Source organism: Pseudarthrobacter sp. BRE9 (assembly GCF_031844305.1).
GTDB lineage: Bacteria > Actinomycetota > Actinomycetes > Actinomycetales > Micrococcaceae > Arthrobacter.
Genome location: NZ_JAUZUY010000009.1, coordinates 79,873 through 97,715 on the forward strand (window position 1 = coordinate 79,873; position 17,843 = coordinate 97,715).

13 protein-coding genes are annotated in these 17,843 nt (G+C 66.1%); 3 read left to right on the forward strand and 10 right to left on the reverse strand.

The window, feature by feature from the left end; genetic code table 11:
• Positions 1-29: 29 nt before the first annotated feature.
• From Q9R31_RS15885 to speB, 6 genes are all read right to left on the reverse strand, one after another.
• Complete coding sequence (locus tag Q9R31_RS15885; RefSeq protein ID WP_311263676.1) at positions 30-2,111, reverse strand: ABC transporter ATP-binding protein; 2,082 nt, start codon at positions 2,109-2,111, stop codon at positions 30-32.
• Positions 2,108-3,841, reverse strand: a complete 1,734-nt coding sequence (locus Q9R31_RS15890; protein ID WP_311263677.1) for an ABC transporter ATP-binding protein — start codon at positions 3,839-3,841, stop codon at positions 2,108-2,110. Before Q9R31_RS15890 ends, Q9R31_RS15885 begins: the two co-directional genes overlap by 4 nt.
• 220 nt (positions 3,842-4,061) lie before the next feature.
• Complete coding sequence (locus tag Q9R31_RS15895; protein ID WP_311263678.1) at positions 4,062-6,308, reverse strand: MDR family MFS transporter; 2,247 nt, start codon at positions 6,306-6,308, stop codon at positions 4,062-4,064.
• On the reverse strand, positions 6,301-6,795 hold the full coding sequence (locus Q9R31_RS15900; protein WP_311263679.1) for a MarR family transcriptional regulator: 495 nt from the start codon (positions 6,793-6,795) through the stop codon (positions 6,301-6,303). Before Q9R31_RS15900 ends, Q9R31_RS15895 begins: the two co-directional genes overlap by 8 nt.
• A gap of 156 nt (positions 6,796-6,951) precedes the next feature.
• Positions 6,952-8,640: a thiamine pyrophosphate-binding protein gene (locus Q9R31_RS15905; protein WP_311263680.1), complete on the reverse strand. Its 1,689-nt coding sequence runs from the start codon at positions 8,638-8,640 to the stop codon at positions 6,952-6,954.
• Between the two features lie 4 nt (positions 8,641-8,644).
• A complete protein-coding gene (gene speB, locus Q9R31_RS15910; RefSeq protein WP_311263681.1) occupies positions 8,645-9,709 on the reverse strand; it encodes an agmatinase in 1,065 nt (354 codons plus the stop codon).
• Between the two features lie 297 nt (positions 9,710-10,006).
• On the opposite strand from speB, the gene Q9R31_RS15915 reads away from it, so the two are divergent.
• Positions 10,007-10,837, forward strand: a complete 831-nt coding sequence (locus tag Q9R31_RS15915; RefSeq protein ID WP_311263682.1) for a type IV toxin-antitoxin system AbiEi family antitoxin domain-containing protein — start codon at positions 10,007-10,009, stop codon at positions 10,835-10,837.
• Positions 10,838-10,951: 114 nt separating this feature from the next.
• Here Q9R31_RS15915 and Q9R31_RS15920 read toward each other — a convergent pair whose 3' ends face one another.
• Positions 10,952-11,527 carry a cupin domain-containing protein gene (locus tag Q9R31_RS15920; RefSeq protein ID WP_311263683.1) on the reverse strand — a complete coding sequence of 192 codons (576 nt, stop codon included), beginning with the start codon at positions 11,525-11,527 and terminating at the stop codon, positions 10,952-10,954.
• Between the two features lie 246 nt (positions 11,528-11,773).
• On the opposite strand from Q9R31_RS15920, the gene Q9R31_RS15925 reads away from it, so the two are divergent.
• Positions 11,774-13,294 carry a sodium:solute symporter gene (locus Q9R31_RS15925; protein WP_311263684.1) on the forward strand — a complete coding sequence of 507 codons (1,521 nt, stop codon included), beginning with the start codon at positions 11,774-11,776 and terminating at the stop codon, positions 13,292-13,294.
• 92 nt (positions 13,295-13,386) lie between these two features.
• On the opposite strand, the gene Q9R31_RS15930 is transcribed toward Q9R31_RS15925, so the two are convergent.
• Positions 13,387-13,614: a hypothetical protein gene (locus Q9R31_RS15930; protein WP_311263685.1), complete on the reverse strand. Its 228-nt coding sequence runs from the start codon at positions 13,612-13,614 to the stop codon at positions 13,387-13,389.
• Between the two features lie 264 nt (positions 13,615-13,878).
• Between Q9R31_RS15930 and Q9R31_RS15935 the strand changes: the two genes are divergently transcribed.
• Positions 13,879-15,024 carry a VIT1/CCC1 transporter family protein gene (locus tag Q9R31_RS15935; protein ID WP_311263686.1) on the forward strand — a complete coding sequence of 382 codons (1,146 nt, stop codon included), beginning with the start codon at positions 13,879-13,881 and terminating at the stop codon, positions 15,022-15,024.
• A 50-nt stretch (positions 15,025-15,074) separates the two neighbouring features.
• Here the strand turns inward: Q9R31_RS15935 and Q9R31_RS15940 are convergent, their stop codons facing one another.
• A complete protein-coding gene (locus Q9R31_RS15940) occupies positions 15,075-16,208 on the reverse strand; it encodes a Rossmann fold nucleotide-binding protein (protein ID WP_311263687.1) in 1,134 nt (377 codons plus the stop codon).
• 147 nt (positions 16,209-16,355) lie between these two features.
• Entirely contained in the window at positions 16,356-17,792 is a 1,437-nt protein-coding gene (locus Q9R31_RS15945) for a sugar porter family MFS transporter (protein ID WP_311263688.1), read from the reverse strand.
• Positions 17,793-17,843 lie beyond the last annotated feature (51 nt).

Genomic DNA, 17,843 nt, shown 5'->3' on the forward strand with positions numbered 1-17,843 from the left:
CCGCTGGGCTGCCTGGGCCTGCTGCGCGCTCAGCTGTGCACCGCCGTCGAATCATCCACCGGAACTTCCCCGGCGTCCGCACCGGCAAACTGCGACATGTAGAGGCGGTGGTAGGCGCCCCCTGCCTCGAGCAGCACCTGGTGGTTGCCCTGTTCCACGATTTGTCCGTTCTCCATGACCAGGATGGTATCGGCATCACGGATGGTTGAAAGCCGGTGGGCGATCACAAAGCTTGTGCGGTCCGAGCGCAACGCCGCCATGGCCTTCTGCACGAGGAGTTCGGTGCGGGTGTCCACGGAACTGGTGGCCTCGTCCAGGATCAGCAGCGACGGGTTTGCCACGAACGCGCGGGCGATGGTGATGAGCTGTTTCTCGCCGGCGCTGACGTTGTTGCCTTCTTCGTCGATCACGGTGTTGTAGCCCTCGGGCAGCGCCCGGACGAAGCGGTCCACGAAGGTGGCCTTCGCGGCGGCCATCACCTGCTCGTGCGTGGCGTCGAGGTTGCCGTAGCGGATGTTGTCGTAGATGGAGCCACCGAACAGCCACGCGTCCTGCAGGACCATCCCCACCTTGGCGCGCAGCTCGGAGCGGCTGAGGTGGGTGATGTCCACGCCATCGAGCATGATGGAGCCGGCATTGAGCTCGTAGAACCGCATCACGAGGTTCACCAGCGTCGTCTTGCCGGCGCCCGTTGGGCCCACGATCGCCACGGTGTTGCCCGGCTCTGCCGTGAACGACAGGTTCTCAATGAGCGGCTTGTCCGGGGTGTAGCTGAAGGTGACGTTCCGGAAGTCCACGTGCCCGTCGGTCTTTGCCGGCAGATGGTCGGTGGCGGTTTCGGCGTCCTGTTCGTCCGCATCCAGGAATTCGAACACGCGCTCTGAGGACGCAACGCCGGACTGAAGCATGTTGGCCATGCCCGCCATCTGGCCCAGCGGCTGGGTGAACTCACGGGAGTACTGGATGAACGCGGTGGCATCGCCCAGGGACATGGCGCCGGATGCAACGCGCAGTCCGCCCACCACTGCGATGCCCACGTAGCTGAGGTAGGACACGAACTGCATGACCGGGAAGATGATCCCGGACACGAACTGTGCTCCAAAGCTGGCTTTGTAAAGAGCCTCGTTCCGTTCCTCGAACCGGGCCAGCATGTCCGCGTCCCGGCCGAAGACGCGGACCAGGTCATGACCGGAAAAGGACTCCTCGATCTGGCCGTTCAATGCCCCCGTGTTCTTCCATTGGGCCGCAAACAGCTTCTGGCTCCGGACCCCGATCATGCCCGCGGCCACGCCGGACAGCGGAAGCGCAATCAGGGCGATCAGCGCCAGCTGCCAGGAAACGATGAACATCATGATCACAATGCCCACCACGGTCAGCACGGAGTTGACCAGCTGGGCAAAGGCCTGCTGGAGCGCCTGCTGGATGTTGTCGACGTCGTTGGTCACCCGGGACAGCACGTCGCCGCGCTGCCGGGTGTCGAAGTAGTCCAGGGGAAGCCGGTTCAGCTTGCTCTCGGTGTTGTCGCGCAGCCGCCGGATGACCTTCATGACGATCCGGTTCAGCACATACCCCTGCAGCCACATGAAGATGTTCGAAACGAAGTACATCAGCAGGACGATGGCGATGAGCATGCTGAGCTTGTTGAAGTTGATGCCGGTGCCTGGCACCAGCTCCATCCGGGACACCATGTCTGCAAAGTTGTCCTGCCCCTGCTGGCGCAGGCCGGACACGAACTGTTCCTTGCTGGCTCCGGCGGGCAGCTGCTTGCCCACCACCCCGGCGAAGATGACGTCCATGGCCTGGCCCAGGATCTTGGGGGCAATCACGTTCAGGACCACGGAAATGACCACCAGGCCAACCACGGCGTAGATGCCCAGGGCCTCAGGCCTCAACAGGCCCATGAGTCGTTTGGCGGACGGCCAGAAATGCTCGGCTTTCTTGGCAGGCATGGCACCAAACATGCCCCCGTCGGCTTCCGTGGGCTGGAATTCTTCCTCGACAAAGTCGTCGTTTTCGGCTTGCCCGGCGCCCGGTTGCACCGGCTCCGCAGAGGGCCGGGCGGACAGTGGTGTCTCTTCCACGGGACTGGTGTCCTTCTTGCGCGGGCTCATGCCACTTCCTCCACACTCAGCTGGGATTCGACGATTTCCTGATAGGTGGGCGAGGTTTCCAGGAGTTCCTCGTGCGTGCCGCGGTCCACGATCCGTCCGTTGTCCAGCACCAGGATCTGGTCAGCCTCGGTGATGGTGGAGATCCGCTGGGCCACGATGATCACGGTGGCGTCCGAGGTGGTGCGCTTGAGGGCCGCCCGGAGCCGGGCATCAGTGGCCACATCCAGGGCAGAGAAGGAGTCGTCGAACAGGTAGACGCGCGGTTTGGTCACCAGCGCCCGGGCTATGCACAGACGTTGGCGCTGGCCGCCCGAGACGTTGGTGCCGCCCTGGGAGATCCGGGAATCCAGCCCGTTCTTCTTTTCCCGGACAAATGATTCCCCCTGGGCTGTCCGGAGCGCATCCCACAGTTCCTGGTCGGTCGCCTCGGTTTTGCCGAACCGGAGGTTGTGCTCGATGGTGCCGGAGAACAGGTAGGGACGCTGCGGCACCAGGGCAACGCGTTTGGTGATCTCCGCCCGGTCCAGCCTGTCCACCGGGACACCGTCCAGCAGCACCTGGCCGTCTACGGGGTCGTACAGCCGCGGCAGGAGGGACAGCAGGGACGTCTTGCCGGCACCCGTGGACCCGATGATCGCGATCGTTTCGCCAGGGCGGGCGGTGAAGCTGATGTTGCTGAGCACCGGTGACTCGGCGCCCGGATAGGCAAAGGTCACGTTGCGGTACTCAACGACGCCTTCCAGGGATGCCGGCACCACCGGTTGCCGGGGGTCGTGGATGGAAGGTTCGACGCCGAGCACCTCGCCAATGCGGTCCGCGCAGACCGAGGCGCGCGGGATCATCATGGCCATGAACGTGCCCATCATGACGGCCATCAGGATCTGCAGCAGGTACTGCAGGAACGCGGTCAGCGACCCCACCTGCATGGCGCCGGCGTCCACGCGCTGCCCGCCGAACCAGAGCACGGCGGCGGTGGACAGGTGCAGGATCATGCTGATGGCCGGGAACATCAGGACGAACAGGGCGCCGATGCGCAGTGAGACGTCCGTGAGTTCCTTGTTGGCGCCACCGAACCGGTCCGTCTCATACGGTTCGCGAACGAAGGCCCGGACCACGCGGATACCGATGATCTGTTCGCGCAGGACGGCGTTGATCCGGTCGATCTTCCGCTGCATGGAACGGAACAGCGGCATCAGCCGGACCACCAGGTATCCCACCACCACGGCAAGCAGCGGGACAGATACCCACACCAGCCAGGACAGGTTGATGTCCTCGCGCAGCGCCATGATGATGCCGCCGATGCACATGATGGGGGTGGCTACCATGAAGTTCAACCCCATCAGCAGGAGCATCTGCACCTGCTGGACATCATTGGTGCCACGGGTAATCAGCGTGGGAGCCCCGAACGCGTTGACATCCTTGGCCGAGAAGCTGGTGACCTTGCGGAACACCGCACGGCGCAGGTCGCGGCCCACCGCCATGGCCGTCCTGGAGCCGAAGTAGACGCCGGCGATGGCCGCAGCCACCTGGACGAAAGCCACCAGGAGCATCAGAGCACCGGTACGCCAGATGAAATCGGTGTCCCCGCGGGCCACCCCTTCGTCGATGATCTGCGCGTTCAGGCTGGGCAGGTACAGCGCGGCGATGGTGGACGCGAGCTGGAAAATGACCACAGCAAGGATGTAGGGAAAATACGGTTTGGAGTAGCGCCGTATGAGGGTGAGGAGCATGGACTCAACTCTAGTAATGCCCACCGACAATTGGGTCTCCCGGAAGCATCTTTTCCGCCTGAAAGCCCTGTTCAACGGCGGCGCAGCAGCGCTGTGACGGGCCCACAGCAGGCAGGAAAGCCGCAGCCCGCACCCGAAAGGTTTCCCGGGTGCGGGCTGCGGCTTCGATGTTGTCCGTACAGGGTCTGGCCGGTCCGGCGGGGATGGCCCGCTTGGCGGCTTACCCTCCCTGGCCCGGCTCCGAACCGGCACCGGCGGACGGTGCCGCGGCTGAGGAGGGTGCGGACGGCGGGGTTGCGGCGCTGTGCCTGCCATGGCCTGCAAGGTACAGCGCGGCCGCCGCCTGGATCTTGCGTTCCTTCAGGAGCTTGCGCTGCAGCCTGCTGAGGTCCGCGGCCGTGGCTGCCTGTTTGGCCGCCACCTCCTGCTGGGAGCGCAGCTGCTCCTGGATGTCCAGCACCAGGCCGCCCAGCTCCGCCTGCTGGCGGGCCAGCAGGTGCTGGGTGTCCTGCAGTTTCTGCAGGGTGGCAGCGGCGCTGGCCACCGCGTCGGCAGCCTTGTCCACACTCTCAACGGATGCCGTGTCAACTGACCGCAGGTCCAGCCCCTCGGAACGGAAGCTGCGGGCGAACGCTTCCTCGAAGTCCTCCGTGGCCACCCGGCCGGACGCGGCCGCGGCAGCGGCAGCACCGCCGTCGTACATCTTTGCCGGCGCTGCGGCGGACCCTGCACCCGCAGCGCTCCTGGCGGTCATTCCATTCCCGGCGGAGGCATTCCCGTCCCGGGCAGGAGAGACCAGGGGCAGCTGGCCTGTCATGGCCGTCATCCCCGCTTCACCGGCGGCGTTGGCCTGCAGTGTGGCGTCGGGGGTGATGTCCACGGTCTTGCGCAGCGGCACTTCGTTGATGAAGATCACCGCGATGAGGGCAACCACGCTCACGACGGCGGAGATCATGAAGATGCCGGCCGTGGCATCGCCGTAGGCGGCACGCATGATGTCCGCAACCGGTGCGGGGAGGTCCTTGAGGTCCAGCGTGGCACCGCTGTTTCCGCCGGCCTGGATGCCCAGCTTCGCCAGCCCGTCGGTGGCCAGGTCCTTGACGTGGTTGGCCATGACGGCGCCCAGGACGGACACGCCGATCGCGCCGCCCACCGAGCGGAAGAACGCAACCGAGGCGCTGGCTGAGCCGATGTCCTTGGCCTGGACGGTGTTCTGGACGGCGAGGACCAGGTTCTGCATCAGCATGCCCAGCCCGATGCCGAAGATGCCGGTGTAGAGGCCCGTCAGCCAGAGTTCGGTGGTGTGGTCCATGGTTCCGGCGAGCGCCAGGCCGCCGATCAGCAGGATGGTGCCGCCGATCAGGAAGCGCTTCCATTTGCCGTAGCGGCTGATGAGCTGGCCGGACACGACGGAACCGACCAGGTTGCCGGCGATCATGGGCAGGGTCAGCAGGCCGGCCTCGGTGGGCGTGGCGCCGCGGGCCACCTGGTAGTACTGGCCCAGGAAGGTGGAGGAACCGAACATTGCCACGCCGACGGCCACGGAAGCCACGATGGCCAGGGCCGTGGTGCGCTCGGAGATGATCTTCAGGGGGATGATCGGCTGCGACACCTTGGATTCCACCAGCACCAGCAGTGCCAGCAGCAGGACGCCGCCGCCCACCATCACCGCCGACTGCCAGGACCACCAGTCGTAGTAGTCGGCCTTGCCGGCGAAGGAAACCCAGATCAGGAGCAGGCTGACGCCGGAGGTGAGCAGGATGGCACCGAGCCAGTCGATCCTGGCCGGCCGCTTGACGTGCGGAACCTTGAGCGTGACCTGGAGCAGGATCAGGGCGACGACGGCGAGCGGCACGCAGACGAAGAACGTCCAGCGCCAGCCGAGCGAGCTGTCCACGATGAAGCCGCCGAGCAGCGGACCGCCGGCAGTGCCCACAGCCATGACGGCGCCCATGTAGCCGGAGTACTTGCCACGCTCACGGGGCGGGATGATGGAACCGATAATCGCCTGTGCCAGGGCGGTAAGGCCGCCCATGGCGACGCCCTGGATGACCCGGGCGGTGAGCAGGAACGGGATGTTTTCGGAGAAACCTGCCATCACCGAGCCGCCGACGAAGATCACAATGCTCAGCTGGACCAGGACCTTCTTGTCGAAGAGGTCGGCGAGCTTGCCCCAGATGGGGGTGGTGGCGGCGTTGGCCAGCAGCGCGGCCGTGATGACCCACGCGAAGTCCGTCTGGGTGCCCTTGAGCTCGGACATGATGGTGGGCAGCGCGTTGGCCACGATGGTGCTGCTGAGGATGGCAGTGAAGAAGGCGGCGAGGAGACCTGTGAGGGCCTCCATGATCTGCCGGTGGTTCATGGGTGCGCCGGGTTCGTGGCGCTTGGATTGCCGCGATTCCTGCTTAACGGTGCGTTCGCGCTGGCGCTGCTGCTCCTGGTCCGCGGCGGCGGTGACGTTAGCCATTAATTGACTCCTGCGTTTTCTGTTCGGTAGTGGTTCCGGCCGCCCTTGCCCGGATGGAATTCTTCAGGGATGTGGTGAGCTTGCTCAGCATCGCGGCCGTTGCAACGGCGTCGTCCTCGTTCCAGTCGGCGAGGTAGGCCTGCAGCGTTTCCGCCCGGTGCCGCACCAGCTCTGCAAGCTTTTCCTTGCCGCGCGGGGACAGGGCCAGCAGCTGGGCCCGGCCGTCATCCGGATCCGGGGTGCGGAGCACCAGGCCCGCATCAGCGAGCTCGGCCACGTGCCGGCTGAGCACGGGCGGGCTGACGCCCAGCCGTTCAGCCAGGTGGGCGGCGCGGGTCTCCCCTTCCCCGATGAACTTGAGCACGCCCTGGAGGGCGATGCCGGTGTCCTGGCCCTTGATGTTGACCATGGTGACGCAGCGCAGTGCGCGCTGGAGGTCATAGATGGTGCTGACGAGATCGGCTGCAGTGGCCGGTGCGACAGACATGATCCTCCCTAAAGAATTAGTTGCTGCAAGCAACTGTATCAGAAAAAGGTTGCTTAGGGAAACGAAGTTGTTCTGGGAAGCCCTTAAATGCAAGTGCTCCCCCACTTCCACGGGCCAACCGGGAAGAGAGGGAGCGGTGCCGGCAGCAGGTGCTGCTCAGTGGTCCAAATGGGTGGGGCTGAACATCTTCAGGAGCGTTTCAACCACGACGACGTTGGGCCCGTCCGCGGCGAAGCCCGCCTTGAGCGCGTCCCCCACGTCCTCCGGGGCAACCCGGGTGGCGGGGACGCCGAAGGATTCCGCAAGCTTGACGAAGTCCGGGCGGGCGAGCTCGGTGGCGGTCGCTTTGCCGAATGCACCCACCATGTATTCGCGCAGGATGCCGTAGCCGCCGTCGTCCACGATCAGCCAGGTGACCGGCACGTTGTGCTGTTTCGCGGTGGCCAGTTCGGCGATGGAATACATCGAGGAGCCGTCGCCGGAGACTGCGAGTACCCGTCCCGGCCTTCCCGTTGTTTCCAGGCCCACGGCCGCCCCGATGGCACCGGGAAACGCAAAGCCCAGGCCGCCGGCACCCTGGGCAGAATGGAACTGCCCCTGCCGCGCGTCCCAGCAGGACCAGCCCCAGTAGGCGGCGATGGTCATGTCCCAGAACGTTTGCATGTCCGCCGGGACCGCCTCGCGAATGTCGGCCATGAACTTCAGCTCCTTGGCCAGGTCCTGGGATTCCAGGCGTGCGCGGACCTTGGCGAGCGATTCCTTCACCAGCACCTCCGGCGTGGCACCATGCCAATCCGGCGACGCGGTCCTGCCGGGCTGCAGTGCCTCATCGAGGGCCGCGAGCGCCTGGCCTGCGTCGGCGCGGATGCCCAGGCCGGGCCGGTTGGACTCCAGGACCCGGGGCTCCGCGTCGATCTGGATGATCCGGCCGCGTGGTTCGAAGGTGAAGTAGTTGGAGGTCACCTCACCGAGCGAGGAGCCGATCACCACCAGGACGTCGGCGTCCTCCAGGACGTCGGTCATGTAGCGGTCCTCGATCCAGGCCTGCAGCGACAACTCGTGGTTCCAGGGGAACGCGCCATTGCCGCCAGGGGTGCAGATCACCGGGGCGCGGAGTTTTTCCGCGATCGACAGCAGTGACTTCTCCGCCTGGCCTCGGCGGGTTCCGCCGCCGGCGATGATGGCCGGGCGCGTGGCTGCTTCCAGCCACTTCACGGCCTCCCGCACCAGTTCGATCCGCGGCGGGTTGTCCGCCGCCTCCGCCAGGGCGTCCTCCACCGGAGGCACCATGATGGGATCCAGCAGCACGTTTTGCGGGATCTCCAGCCAGACCGGGCCCTGCGGTGAGGAGATCGCCTCGGTCCAGGCGTCCTGGATGGCGGACGGAATGCCCGAGGCATGCTGGATCAGGCGCTGGCTCTTGGTCACGTTCGCCGCGGACGCCTTCTGGTCATCAAGCTGGTGCAGCATGCCCTTGCGCCGGGCACCCAGCCCCTCCAGTGGAATCTGGCTGGCCACCACCACCATGGGCACACCCGTGGCGTAAGCCTCCTGCAGGCCGGCCAGGGACGTCAGCGCGCCGGGGCCGGTGGACAAGAACAGCACGCCCACTTCCCCGGTGGCCCGGGAGTACCCGTCGGCGGCAAAGGCGCTGTTGTTCTCGATCCGTGAGGAGACGAAGTGCAGGTTGCCCCGTCCCATCGCGTCGAACAGGCCCAGGGCATGCTGGCCCGGGATGCCGAACACGGTCTTCGCACCCAGCGCTTCGAGGGTCTCGACGACGAGGTCCCCGCCATTGCGGGCACCCCTCCCCTGTTCAGGGACAGGTGCGGCCATTTCGGTCATGGCCCTACTCCTTGCCGGCGGCTGCGAAACCGGCGGGGCGGCGGGCTTCCTGGCCCAGGGCCTGGGCCTGGTAGCCGGTTTCGGTTCCGAAGCGGTCGCCGGGTACTGCGTTGTCAGCCATGAGGGTCACCAGTTCGTAGGCGACGTGGCTTGCCGCGACGCCGGTGATTTCGGCGTGGTCGTAGGCGGGAGCAACCTCGACGACGTCGGCGCCCACCAGGTTCATGCCGCGGAAGCCGCGGATGATCTCGAGCAGTTCTCGGCTGGTGATGCCGCCGGCTTCGGGGGTGCCGGTGCCGGGAGCGTGGGCCGGGTCCAGGACGTCGATGTCCACGGAGATGTAGAGCGGCCGGTTGCCGATCCGGTCGCGGACTTTGGCCACGGTTTCCAGGACGCCCTGGTAGTAGACGTCCGCGGAGGTGACGATGCCGAACCCAAAGCGGTGGTCGTCGTCGAGATCCTTCTTGCCGTAGAGCGGGCCGCGGGTGCCGATGTGGCTGATGGCTTCGGTGTCGAGGATGCCTTCCTCGACTGCGCGGCGAAACGGGGTGCCGTGGGTGTACTCGGCGCCGAAGTAGGTGTCCCAGGTGTCCAGGTGCGCATCGAAGTGGAGCATGGCGAGGGGTCCGCCGGCGCGCTCGGCCGCGGCCCGCAGCAGGGGCAGCGCGATGGTGTGGTCCCCGCCCAGAGTCAGCAGTTTGCTCCCGGTGGCCGTAAGGTCCAGGGCGTTCTGCTGGATGGTTTCGATGGCCTCGTTGATGTGGAACGGATTGACGGCCATGTCCCCGGCGTCGGCTACCTGGATGTTCTCGAACGGGCTGACATCCCAGGCAGGGTTGTAGGGGCGCAGCAGCCGGCTGGCTTCGCGGACATGGTTCGCACCGAAGCGCGCCCCGGGACGGTAGGAGACGCCGGAATCGAAGGGCACGCCCACCACAGTCACGTCAGCCTTGGCCACCTGGTCCAGGCGGGGAAGGCGGGCGTAGGTGGCAGCTCCGGCGTAACGGGGAATTCGGGATGAATCAATGGGGCCAAGGTTGCCGTTGGCTTCGATGCGCAGCTCTTCCAATGGAGGCCTCTCCTTCGAGGAGTTGAGGGGACTGGTGTGACTGCAATCATACACCCTGGTTTTCTATTGAGCATCAAGTGTTTACTCAAATTGCACCCGCCCGGACCTTCCTGCCCAGTTACTGCCGCGAGGACCGGGCAGAACCTTTCCCAGCTCCCGGAAGTACAGCCCAGCTGCCCGCGCTGGACCGGATGCGCCGAAAGTAACTGGGCAGGAACGCGCACCAGCAGTTGCGAGTTGCCCACATAGAGGCTGGGCCGGGTTCCGCAGTCATCTCCGGCGTCCTCCAATAACCATGTGGACATTCTTGACTATTTGGCGCAGGCCGGAGGGATTGCCCGTTCAGCCCAACTTCTCGACGCCGGATTCTCCCGGCGGGACCTGCTGCGGCTCAAAGATGCTGGCATCGTCCAGCCCAGACGCGGCGTTTTCGCCCTGCCGGACTGCGATGAGGGACTCAAGGCCGCGATCCTGAACAACGGGCGACTGAGCTGCGCCAGCGCTGCCGCCCACTATGGGCTTTGGCTGCGCAAACCACCAACGCGGCTTCACTTGGCCTGCAACCATGGCCACGGAACAGGTTTCGTCCGGCACCGCACGATCAAGTTTCGGGAGCATCCCTTTCTGCCGGTAGCAGCGGTCGAAGATGTTGCCCTGCATGCGTTGGGATGCCTTACTCCGCCCGCCTCCACGGCCTTGGCAACGTCGGCAATCCGCCTGCACGGCGTCTCGCGGGAACTTTTGGCTGAGCAACTGCGCGCGGACCGCTCGGGCACGGCGCGCCGGATGCTGCGGGAACTCGACCTGCGCGCCGAGTCGATAGTTGAGGTCGATGCTCAGCACCTGTTCCGCACGAACGGAATCTCCTACGAGGCGCAAGCGTTTCTGCCGGGCATTGGACGTGTGGATTTCCTGCTGGGCGGCTTCCTTATTGTTGAGATCGACGGCTTCGCGTTCCACTCCAAACGCGGGGACATGCTTCGCGACCGCGCCCGCAACAACTCCTCGACGGTCAAAGGGTACGCCGTCCTGCGTTACATGCCGGAGCACATCTGGTTCAATCCCGGCCAGGTGCTAGCCGAGATCAGGACTGTTTTGGCCTGCCGGAAGGGGGACTCGGGCCGGTAAACGTGCGCTCCAGCCCAGTTACCTCTGTCCTTGGATGCGCATCGCGGACAACCTCCCCCGGCGCAGGAGGTGCCCACCTCAGGCCGCGGAAAGTAACTGGGGAGGAACGCACGGCTACCGGCTGGCGGCGGGCACCAGGACCCAGAGCACCTCAACCGGCTTGTCCGTGGGGTTGACCCAGGTATGGGGTTCGCGGCCCGGGAAGGTCACGGTGTCGCCGGTACCGAGGTCGTACTCCTCGTTCGTGAGGATCAGCTTGATGGAGCCCTTGATCACGTGCAGCACGTCCACATCGCAGTCCACCGCATAGAGCTCGGACTCGCCCCGGCCATGCGGCTCGATCACGGCCTGGATGATCTGGACCCGGCGTTCCGAGCGTGCGGTCAGGAGCCGCTCCACGATGCCCTGGCCGCCGAGCGAAATCCGCGGGCCATCGTTCCGCTTGGTCAGATGGGTTTCCGGCGCCGCGAAAAGGTCCCCGATGGAAATGGACAGCACCTGGCAGAGCGTCACCAGGGAAGCGACCGACGGCGACGTCAGGTCCCGCTCCACCCGGCTGAGGAAGCCCTTGGTCAGGCCGGTGGCATCGGCAACCTGCTCAATAGTGAGCCGCTGCGACTGCCGGGCGGCCCGGATCCTGGAGCCAATGGCAACAGGGACATTGCTGGGCTCAACTGGCAGTGCCTTCATCTACGAACCTTTCATGGCCGGCAGTCCGGCTCCACTCTCGAGCCATCCTAATCGGCGGCGCATTTGTGACGCGCCCCTGCCACACCCGCATGGCGGCCGCGTTCCCATCCTTGACTGTTGCCGCCGTCACACTCTAATCTGTGGAAACTCCTGTTGCCTATTAGGCAATAAAAGGATCTCTCTCCGTTCGTCCGCGGCGCGCCGGCCCGTTCGCCCCCGGCGCCCAACAGCTCCAAGGAGCCAACTATGGATGCAAATACCATCAACATCGCCATCGTGGTGGTGTATCTGCTTGCAATGCTGGCCTTCGGCTGGTGGGGCAAGTCCCGCACCAGGAACAACAGCGACTTCCTCGTTGCCGGCCGCCGCCTGGGACCGTTCCTTTACACCGGCACCATGGCAGCTGTCGTCCTGGGCGGGGCTTCCACCGTGGGCGGCGTGGGGCTTGGCTACAAGTTCGGCATCTCGGGCATGTGGCTGGTGGTGGCCATTGGCTCGGGCGTACTGCTCCTGAGCCTGCTCTTTGCCGGGACCATCCAAAAGCTGAAGATCTACACGGTGTCCCAGATGCTCACCCTCCGCTACGGGAGCAAGGCAACCGAAGCCTCCGGCATCGTCATGCTCGCCTACACGCTGATGCTCTGCGCCACCTCAACGGGCGCCTACGCCACCATCTTCGTCGTGCTGTTCGGACTTGACCGGGCACTGGCCATCGCCATCGGCGGCGCCATCGTCCTGGTGTACTCCACCATCGGCGGCATGTGGTCCATCACCCTCGCGGACCAGGTCCAGTTCGTCATCAAGACGGTGGGCATCTTCTTCCTCATGCTGCCCTTCACCCTGAACGCCGCCGGCGGCCTGGACGGCATCCGCAGCCGCGTGGATGCCAGCTTCTTCCAGATGGACGGCATCGGCGTCCAGACCATCATCACCTATTTCGTGGTCTACACCCTGGGCCTGCTGATCGGCCAGGACATCTGGCAGCGCGTCTTCACCGCCAAGACGCCCAAGGTGGCCCGCTGGGGCGGCGCCACTGCCGGCATCTACTGCATCCTCTACGGCGTGGCCGGCGCACTGATCGGCATGGCTGCCAACGTGGCGCTGTCCAACGTCAAGATCGCCGCCAAGGACGACGTGTACGCCGAGGTGGCCCAGAACCTGCTCCCTGTCGGCATCGGCGGGCTGGTCCTTGCCGCCGCCGTCGCCGCCATGATGTCCACCGCCTCCGGTGCCCTCATCGCCGCGGCCACCGTTGCCCGCGCCGACGTCCTGCCGTTCGTCGCCGGCTGGTTCGGCAAGGACATCAACACCGGCGACACCGAGAACCCGGAGCATGACGTCAAGGCCAACCGCATCTGGGTCCTGGCACTGGGCATCGTGGCCATCGTGATCGCCATCATCACCAAGGACGTGGTCGCGGCCCTGACCATCGCCTACGACATCCTGGTGGGCGGCCTCCTGGTGGCCATCCTCGGCGGCCTGGTGTGGAAGCGCGGTACGGGCCTGGCCGCCGCGGCATCCATGGCCGTTGGTTCCGTTGTCACCTTGGGAACCATGATCATTCTTGAAGTGAACGCCAAGGCACCGCTGGACGGAATCTACGCCAACGAGCCGATCTACTACGGCCTGATCACCTCCGCCGTCGTCTACATCGCGGCTTCATTGCTCACCCGCCCCACGGACCCCGCGGTGATGCGCGCCTGGCAACTCCGCGTTGCCGGCCAGGAGCCGGAAGCAGCGCCCGAGGACGTCCTCGCCGGCCGTTGACCCTGAACAAGCCTTAGACACGCGCAAGCTTTAGGCACGACGGCGGCGCCTCCTTTCGCTCTTTACGAAAGGAAGCGCCGCCGTCGTAAGTCCTACTCTGTTGTGTCGCGGGGCTCGTCGTCGTCCAGCGGGACCTCGCGGTCCTCGGCGTCGACAATCACCGGCGGCGGCTGCACCACCGGCTCTTCCTCGTCAATCAACGCGTCCTCCGCGTCCCAGTCCGCATCGTCTACCGGTGCATCCTCTGCGTAATCGTAGGCGGGGTCCGCTTCGACGGCGTCCAGGTGCGGCATGTCCGGGTGCTGTCCGGTGGTGCTCATGATTCAACCTCCGTTGTTCGCCTGACGTGCTCTTTCAGGTAGGGCGCAGGCCGCGCCACACCTTCATCACAGCACCGCGGGCCGGACGGGTCAATAGACCCCGCGCCGCTTGGAAGAGCGTTGGACGACGGCGGCAAAGGCGGAAGTTTTACGGCAGACCGAAACTTCCCAGGGAGGTTCGCCAGCCAAAAAACCGCGGAAATCCGCAGTAGGCTGGCAGGGCAAAGGCGCGAAAAAATGCCCTTTCCAGCCCAGGAGTTACCAGTGTCGCAGCACGCCCATTCCAATTCGCATGCCAAGCCCCCGGAGGCTGCCCACACCCCGCAAAGCCAGCCCTCGCCGTCGAACATCAAGAGGTGGCGGCAGTACCTGGCTGACGAGCGCGCGGAAGCGTCCGTCTACCGGGACCTCGCCCAAAACCGCGAGGGGGAAGAACGGGCCATCCTGCTGGCCCTGGCGGAGGCCGAAGGCCGGCACGAGGCGCACTGGCTGGCACTGCTCGGGGAGCACGCGGGCAAACCGAAGAAGGCGTCCGCGCGAAGCCAGTTCCTCGGGTTCCTGGCCCGCCACTTTGGCTCCGTGTTCGTGCTGGCCCTGGCCCAGCGTGCCGAGGGCCGTTCCCCCTATGCCAAGGACCCCAACGCCACACCGGCCATGGCTGCGGACGAGCAGATCCATGAGGAGGTGGTGCGGGGCCTGGCGACCCGCGGCCGAAACCGCCTGGCCGGCACATTCCGCGCAGCGGTCTTCGGCGCGAACGACGGCCTGGTCAGCAACCTCTCGCTGGTGATGGGCATGGCGGCGTCCGGTGTTGCCAGCACCGTGGTGCTGTTGAGCGGCATCGCCGGGCTCCTGGCCGGTGCCATGTCCATGGGTGCCGGCGAATTCATCTCCGTGCGTTCCCAGCGCGAACTGCTGGCCGCCACCCGCCCCACGCAGATCACCCTGGCGGCCGCACCCAAGCTGGACCTTGAACACAACGAACTCCTCCTGGTGTACCTGGCCCGCGGCATGTCCCGTGAAGCGGCGGAACACCGCGTGGCCGAGCGCATGGGGCTGCTGTCCTGCGACTGCGACCCCAGCCTGTCCCTGCAGCCGGACCTGCCGGAGGAGGAAGACCAGCACGAGGCAGTCGGCACGGCCTGGGGAGCGGCGCTGTCCAGCTTCTGCTTCTTCGCCTCCGGCGCCATCGTGCCCATCCTGCCGTTCCTGTTTGGCCTCACCGGCGTCGCCGCGCTGGTCGTGGCCGGGGTCCTGGTGGGGATTGCACTGCTGGCTACTGGTGCCGCCGTCGGGCTGCTGTCCGGCACCTCCCCGTTGACCCGCGGCCTGCGCCAGCTCGCCATCGGCCTGGGCGCGGCGGCCATCACGTACCTGCTGGGCCTGCTCTTCGGTACTGTCGTGGGATAACCGCGCTGCGGTGGGATAACTGCAGGGACTGGGATGGCAGCACGGACCGGTCAGCCCCGCAGGACCTCCACGGCCTGGTCCACCGTGTCCACCAGGAAGATGTAATCCGCCATCGGGCGCCCGGCGGCAAGGCTGCGCAGCATGGGCCACGCCGGGTACTCCTGCTCCCAGTGACGCCGCCCCACCAGGACCATGGGAGCCACCTTTTCGCGGGCGGCATAGTAGTTCTCGCAGGCGTCCTGGAAGATCTCCTGCACGGTGCCGGCGGCTCCCGGCAGGAAGACGATCCCGCCGTGGCACAGTTCCAGCAGGATGGCCTCCCGGACGGCGTTGGCGAAGTACTTGGCGATGTGCGTGGCGAAGTAGTTGGGCGGCTCATGGCCGTAGAACCAGGTGGGGATCCCCAGCGACGGGGTCCCGTCCGGATGGCGTTCGACGACGGCTGCCGCCATGCGCGCCCAGGCCGACACCGACGGACGGAACCCTGGGACAACCGCGAGCGTGTCAAGCGCTGCCTGCAGGTCGCCGTCGGACGCCCGGCTCAAGTAGGCACCCAGGTTCGCCGCTTCCATGGCCCCGGGACCGCCGCCGGTGGCAACCGAATAGCCCTCAAGGGCCAGCAGCCTGCCCAGCCGCGCGGCCTCGGCAAATTCCCCGCTCCCCCGCGGGGCTGCATGGCCGCCCATGACGCCGACCATGGGCCGGCGGGTCCAGGCCGCTGACCGCGTCAGTTCTTCCAGCGCGTCCCCGATCGCATGGTCGTGCAGGGCAGAGGCCAGGGTGGAGTCCACGCGGTGCCGCTGCCCGGGCTGGATGCTCCAATGGTAGATCCGGGCATCCGGGAGTTCCTCGTACGGGGACGCTGCCAGCCCGGCATACAACTCGGCCGGGGAATACAGCGAAGCCCGGTAGGGGTCGAAGGGGACGCCATCGAGTCTTGGAAAAATCAGGGCGCCGCGGCTGCGCAGGTCACCTTCCATGCCGTCGTCGAATAGGCAGCCGAGGAACATGGCGCCTTCGACGCTGACGCTCTTCAGTGCCGCCGACCGGCCGCGCAGGTCCAGGGACTGCGCGTGCCAGCCGTCCAGGTTGACCGCACCGCCGGCCACCAGGCGGTCGAAGCTGGCCAGATCCTCGACTTCGAGGGTGCGCGGACGGGGACCAAGGCTTCCGGCGAAATTCACGGCTGCTGCCTCGCGGTCCACATCATGGAGCCAGCCTAGGCCACCCAAAGCAAAGGCGGGGCCGGACCGTGCCCTTCCCGCCAATGACGGCAAAAGAGCTGGGTCCGGCCCCGCGTTGGTGAGCGGTTGCCGGGAAAGGCTGGCTGCTTAGGCCGGGAGCTTTGCCTGGACCGGGAGCTTTGCCGGTACCGCGCCGTCACGGAAGTGCGCTTCCAGGTCCTCGAGCGAGTGGCCCTTGGTTTCCGGAACGAACCTGATGACGAAGGCCAGGGACGCGACGTTGACCAGGACGAACAGTCCGAAAGTGCCGGTGGAGCCCAGGGCGTTGACCACTATGGGGAAGAGGAACGAGATGGCGGCATTCACGGTCCACAGTGCGAACACCGCGATGCCCATCGCGAAACCGCGGATGGCCAGCGGGAACATTTCCGAGAGCAGGAGCCAGACGCAGGTGCCGATGAAGCACTGGACGAAGGCCACGAACAGCATCATGGCCGCCAGGATGGTGTAGCTGGCCAGGTCGGACTGCGGCAGGAGGAAGACGATGGCCAGCAGGGCCTGGGAGCCCACCACTCCGGAGAAGCCGATCACCAGCATGCGGCGGCGGCCAACGAAGCCGAGCAGCCAGATACCCAGGATGGTCATCAGCACGGAGGTGACGCCGACGCCGATGGTGGCCACGAGCGAAGCACTCACGCCAAGCCCGCTCTTTTCCAGGATGGTAGGGGCGTAATAGTTCACGGTGTTAATGCCGGTGGCCTGCTGGACGGTGGCCAGGCCAACGCCGATCCACAGCAGCCGGCGCATCCAGGGGTTGTTCTTCAGGTCCCGGAGGGCGTGGCCCCGTTCTTCCTTCGCGGTGCGTGCTGCCTGGGCGATCTCCTCGAATTCGGCGGCTGCCTCCTCCGGGCTGCGGCTGAGGTTCAGGACGCGGCGGCTGTCCTCGAGGCGGCCGCGGATGGCGTACCAGCGCGGTGATTCGGGAAGCATCAGCATGCCGGCGAGCAGTGCGAGGGCGGGGATCGAGGCGATGCCCAGCATGGTCCGCCAGACTTCGTGGTCGTGGATCAGGGCATCCAGGAGGGCGTTGATGGCGAAGGCGAGCATCTGGCCGGTCACGATCATGAGCTCGTTGATAGTCACCATGCGGCCACGAAGGTGGGCCGGGGCCATTTCGGCCAGGTACAGCGGGCAGGTCACGGCAGCCGCGCCGACGCCGAGCCCCAGCACGATGCGGGCAGCAATCATGAAGGTTACGTTGGGAGCGATGGCGCAGCCGATGGCGCCGAGGAGGAACAGCAGGGCACAGACCAGCAGCGAGCCGCGGCGGCCCAGCTTGTCAGCCATGCGGCCGCCGGTGAGGGCTCCGACGGCGGCACCCGGGAACAGCAGGGCGCTCACCACGGTGGCTTCCTCGACGGCGGTCATGTTCAGGGAGTCGTTCATGTACAGCAGGGCGCCGGAGATCACGCCGGTGTCGTAACCGAAGAGCAGGCCGCCCAGGGTGGAAATAACGGTGAGCCGGGCAAGATAACCGCGGCGTTTGCTGCCAGCGGCTCCCACGGTGTGTTTCTGCAACAGCATTGTTGCCTCTCAGATTCTCTCAGGGACCGGAAGGCCGGTCAGGAATGTGAT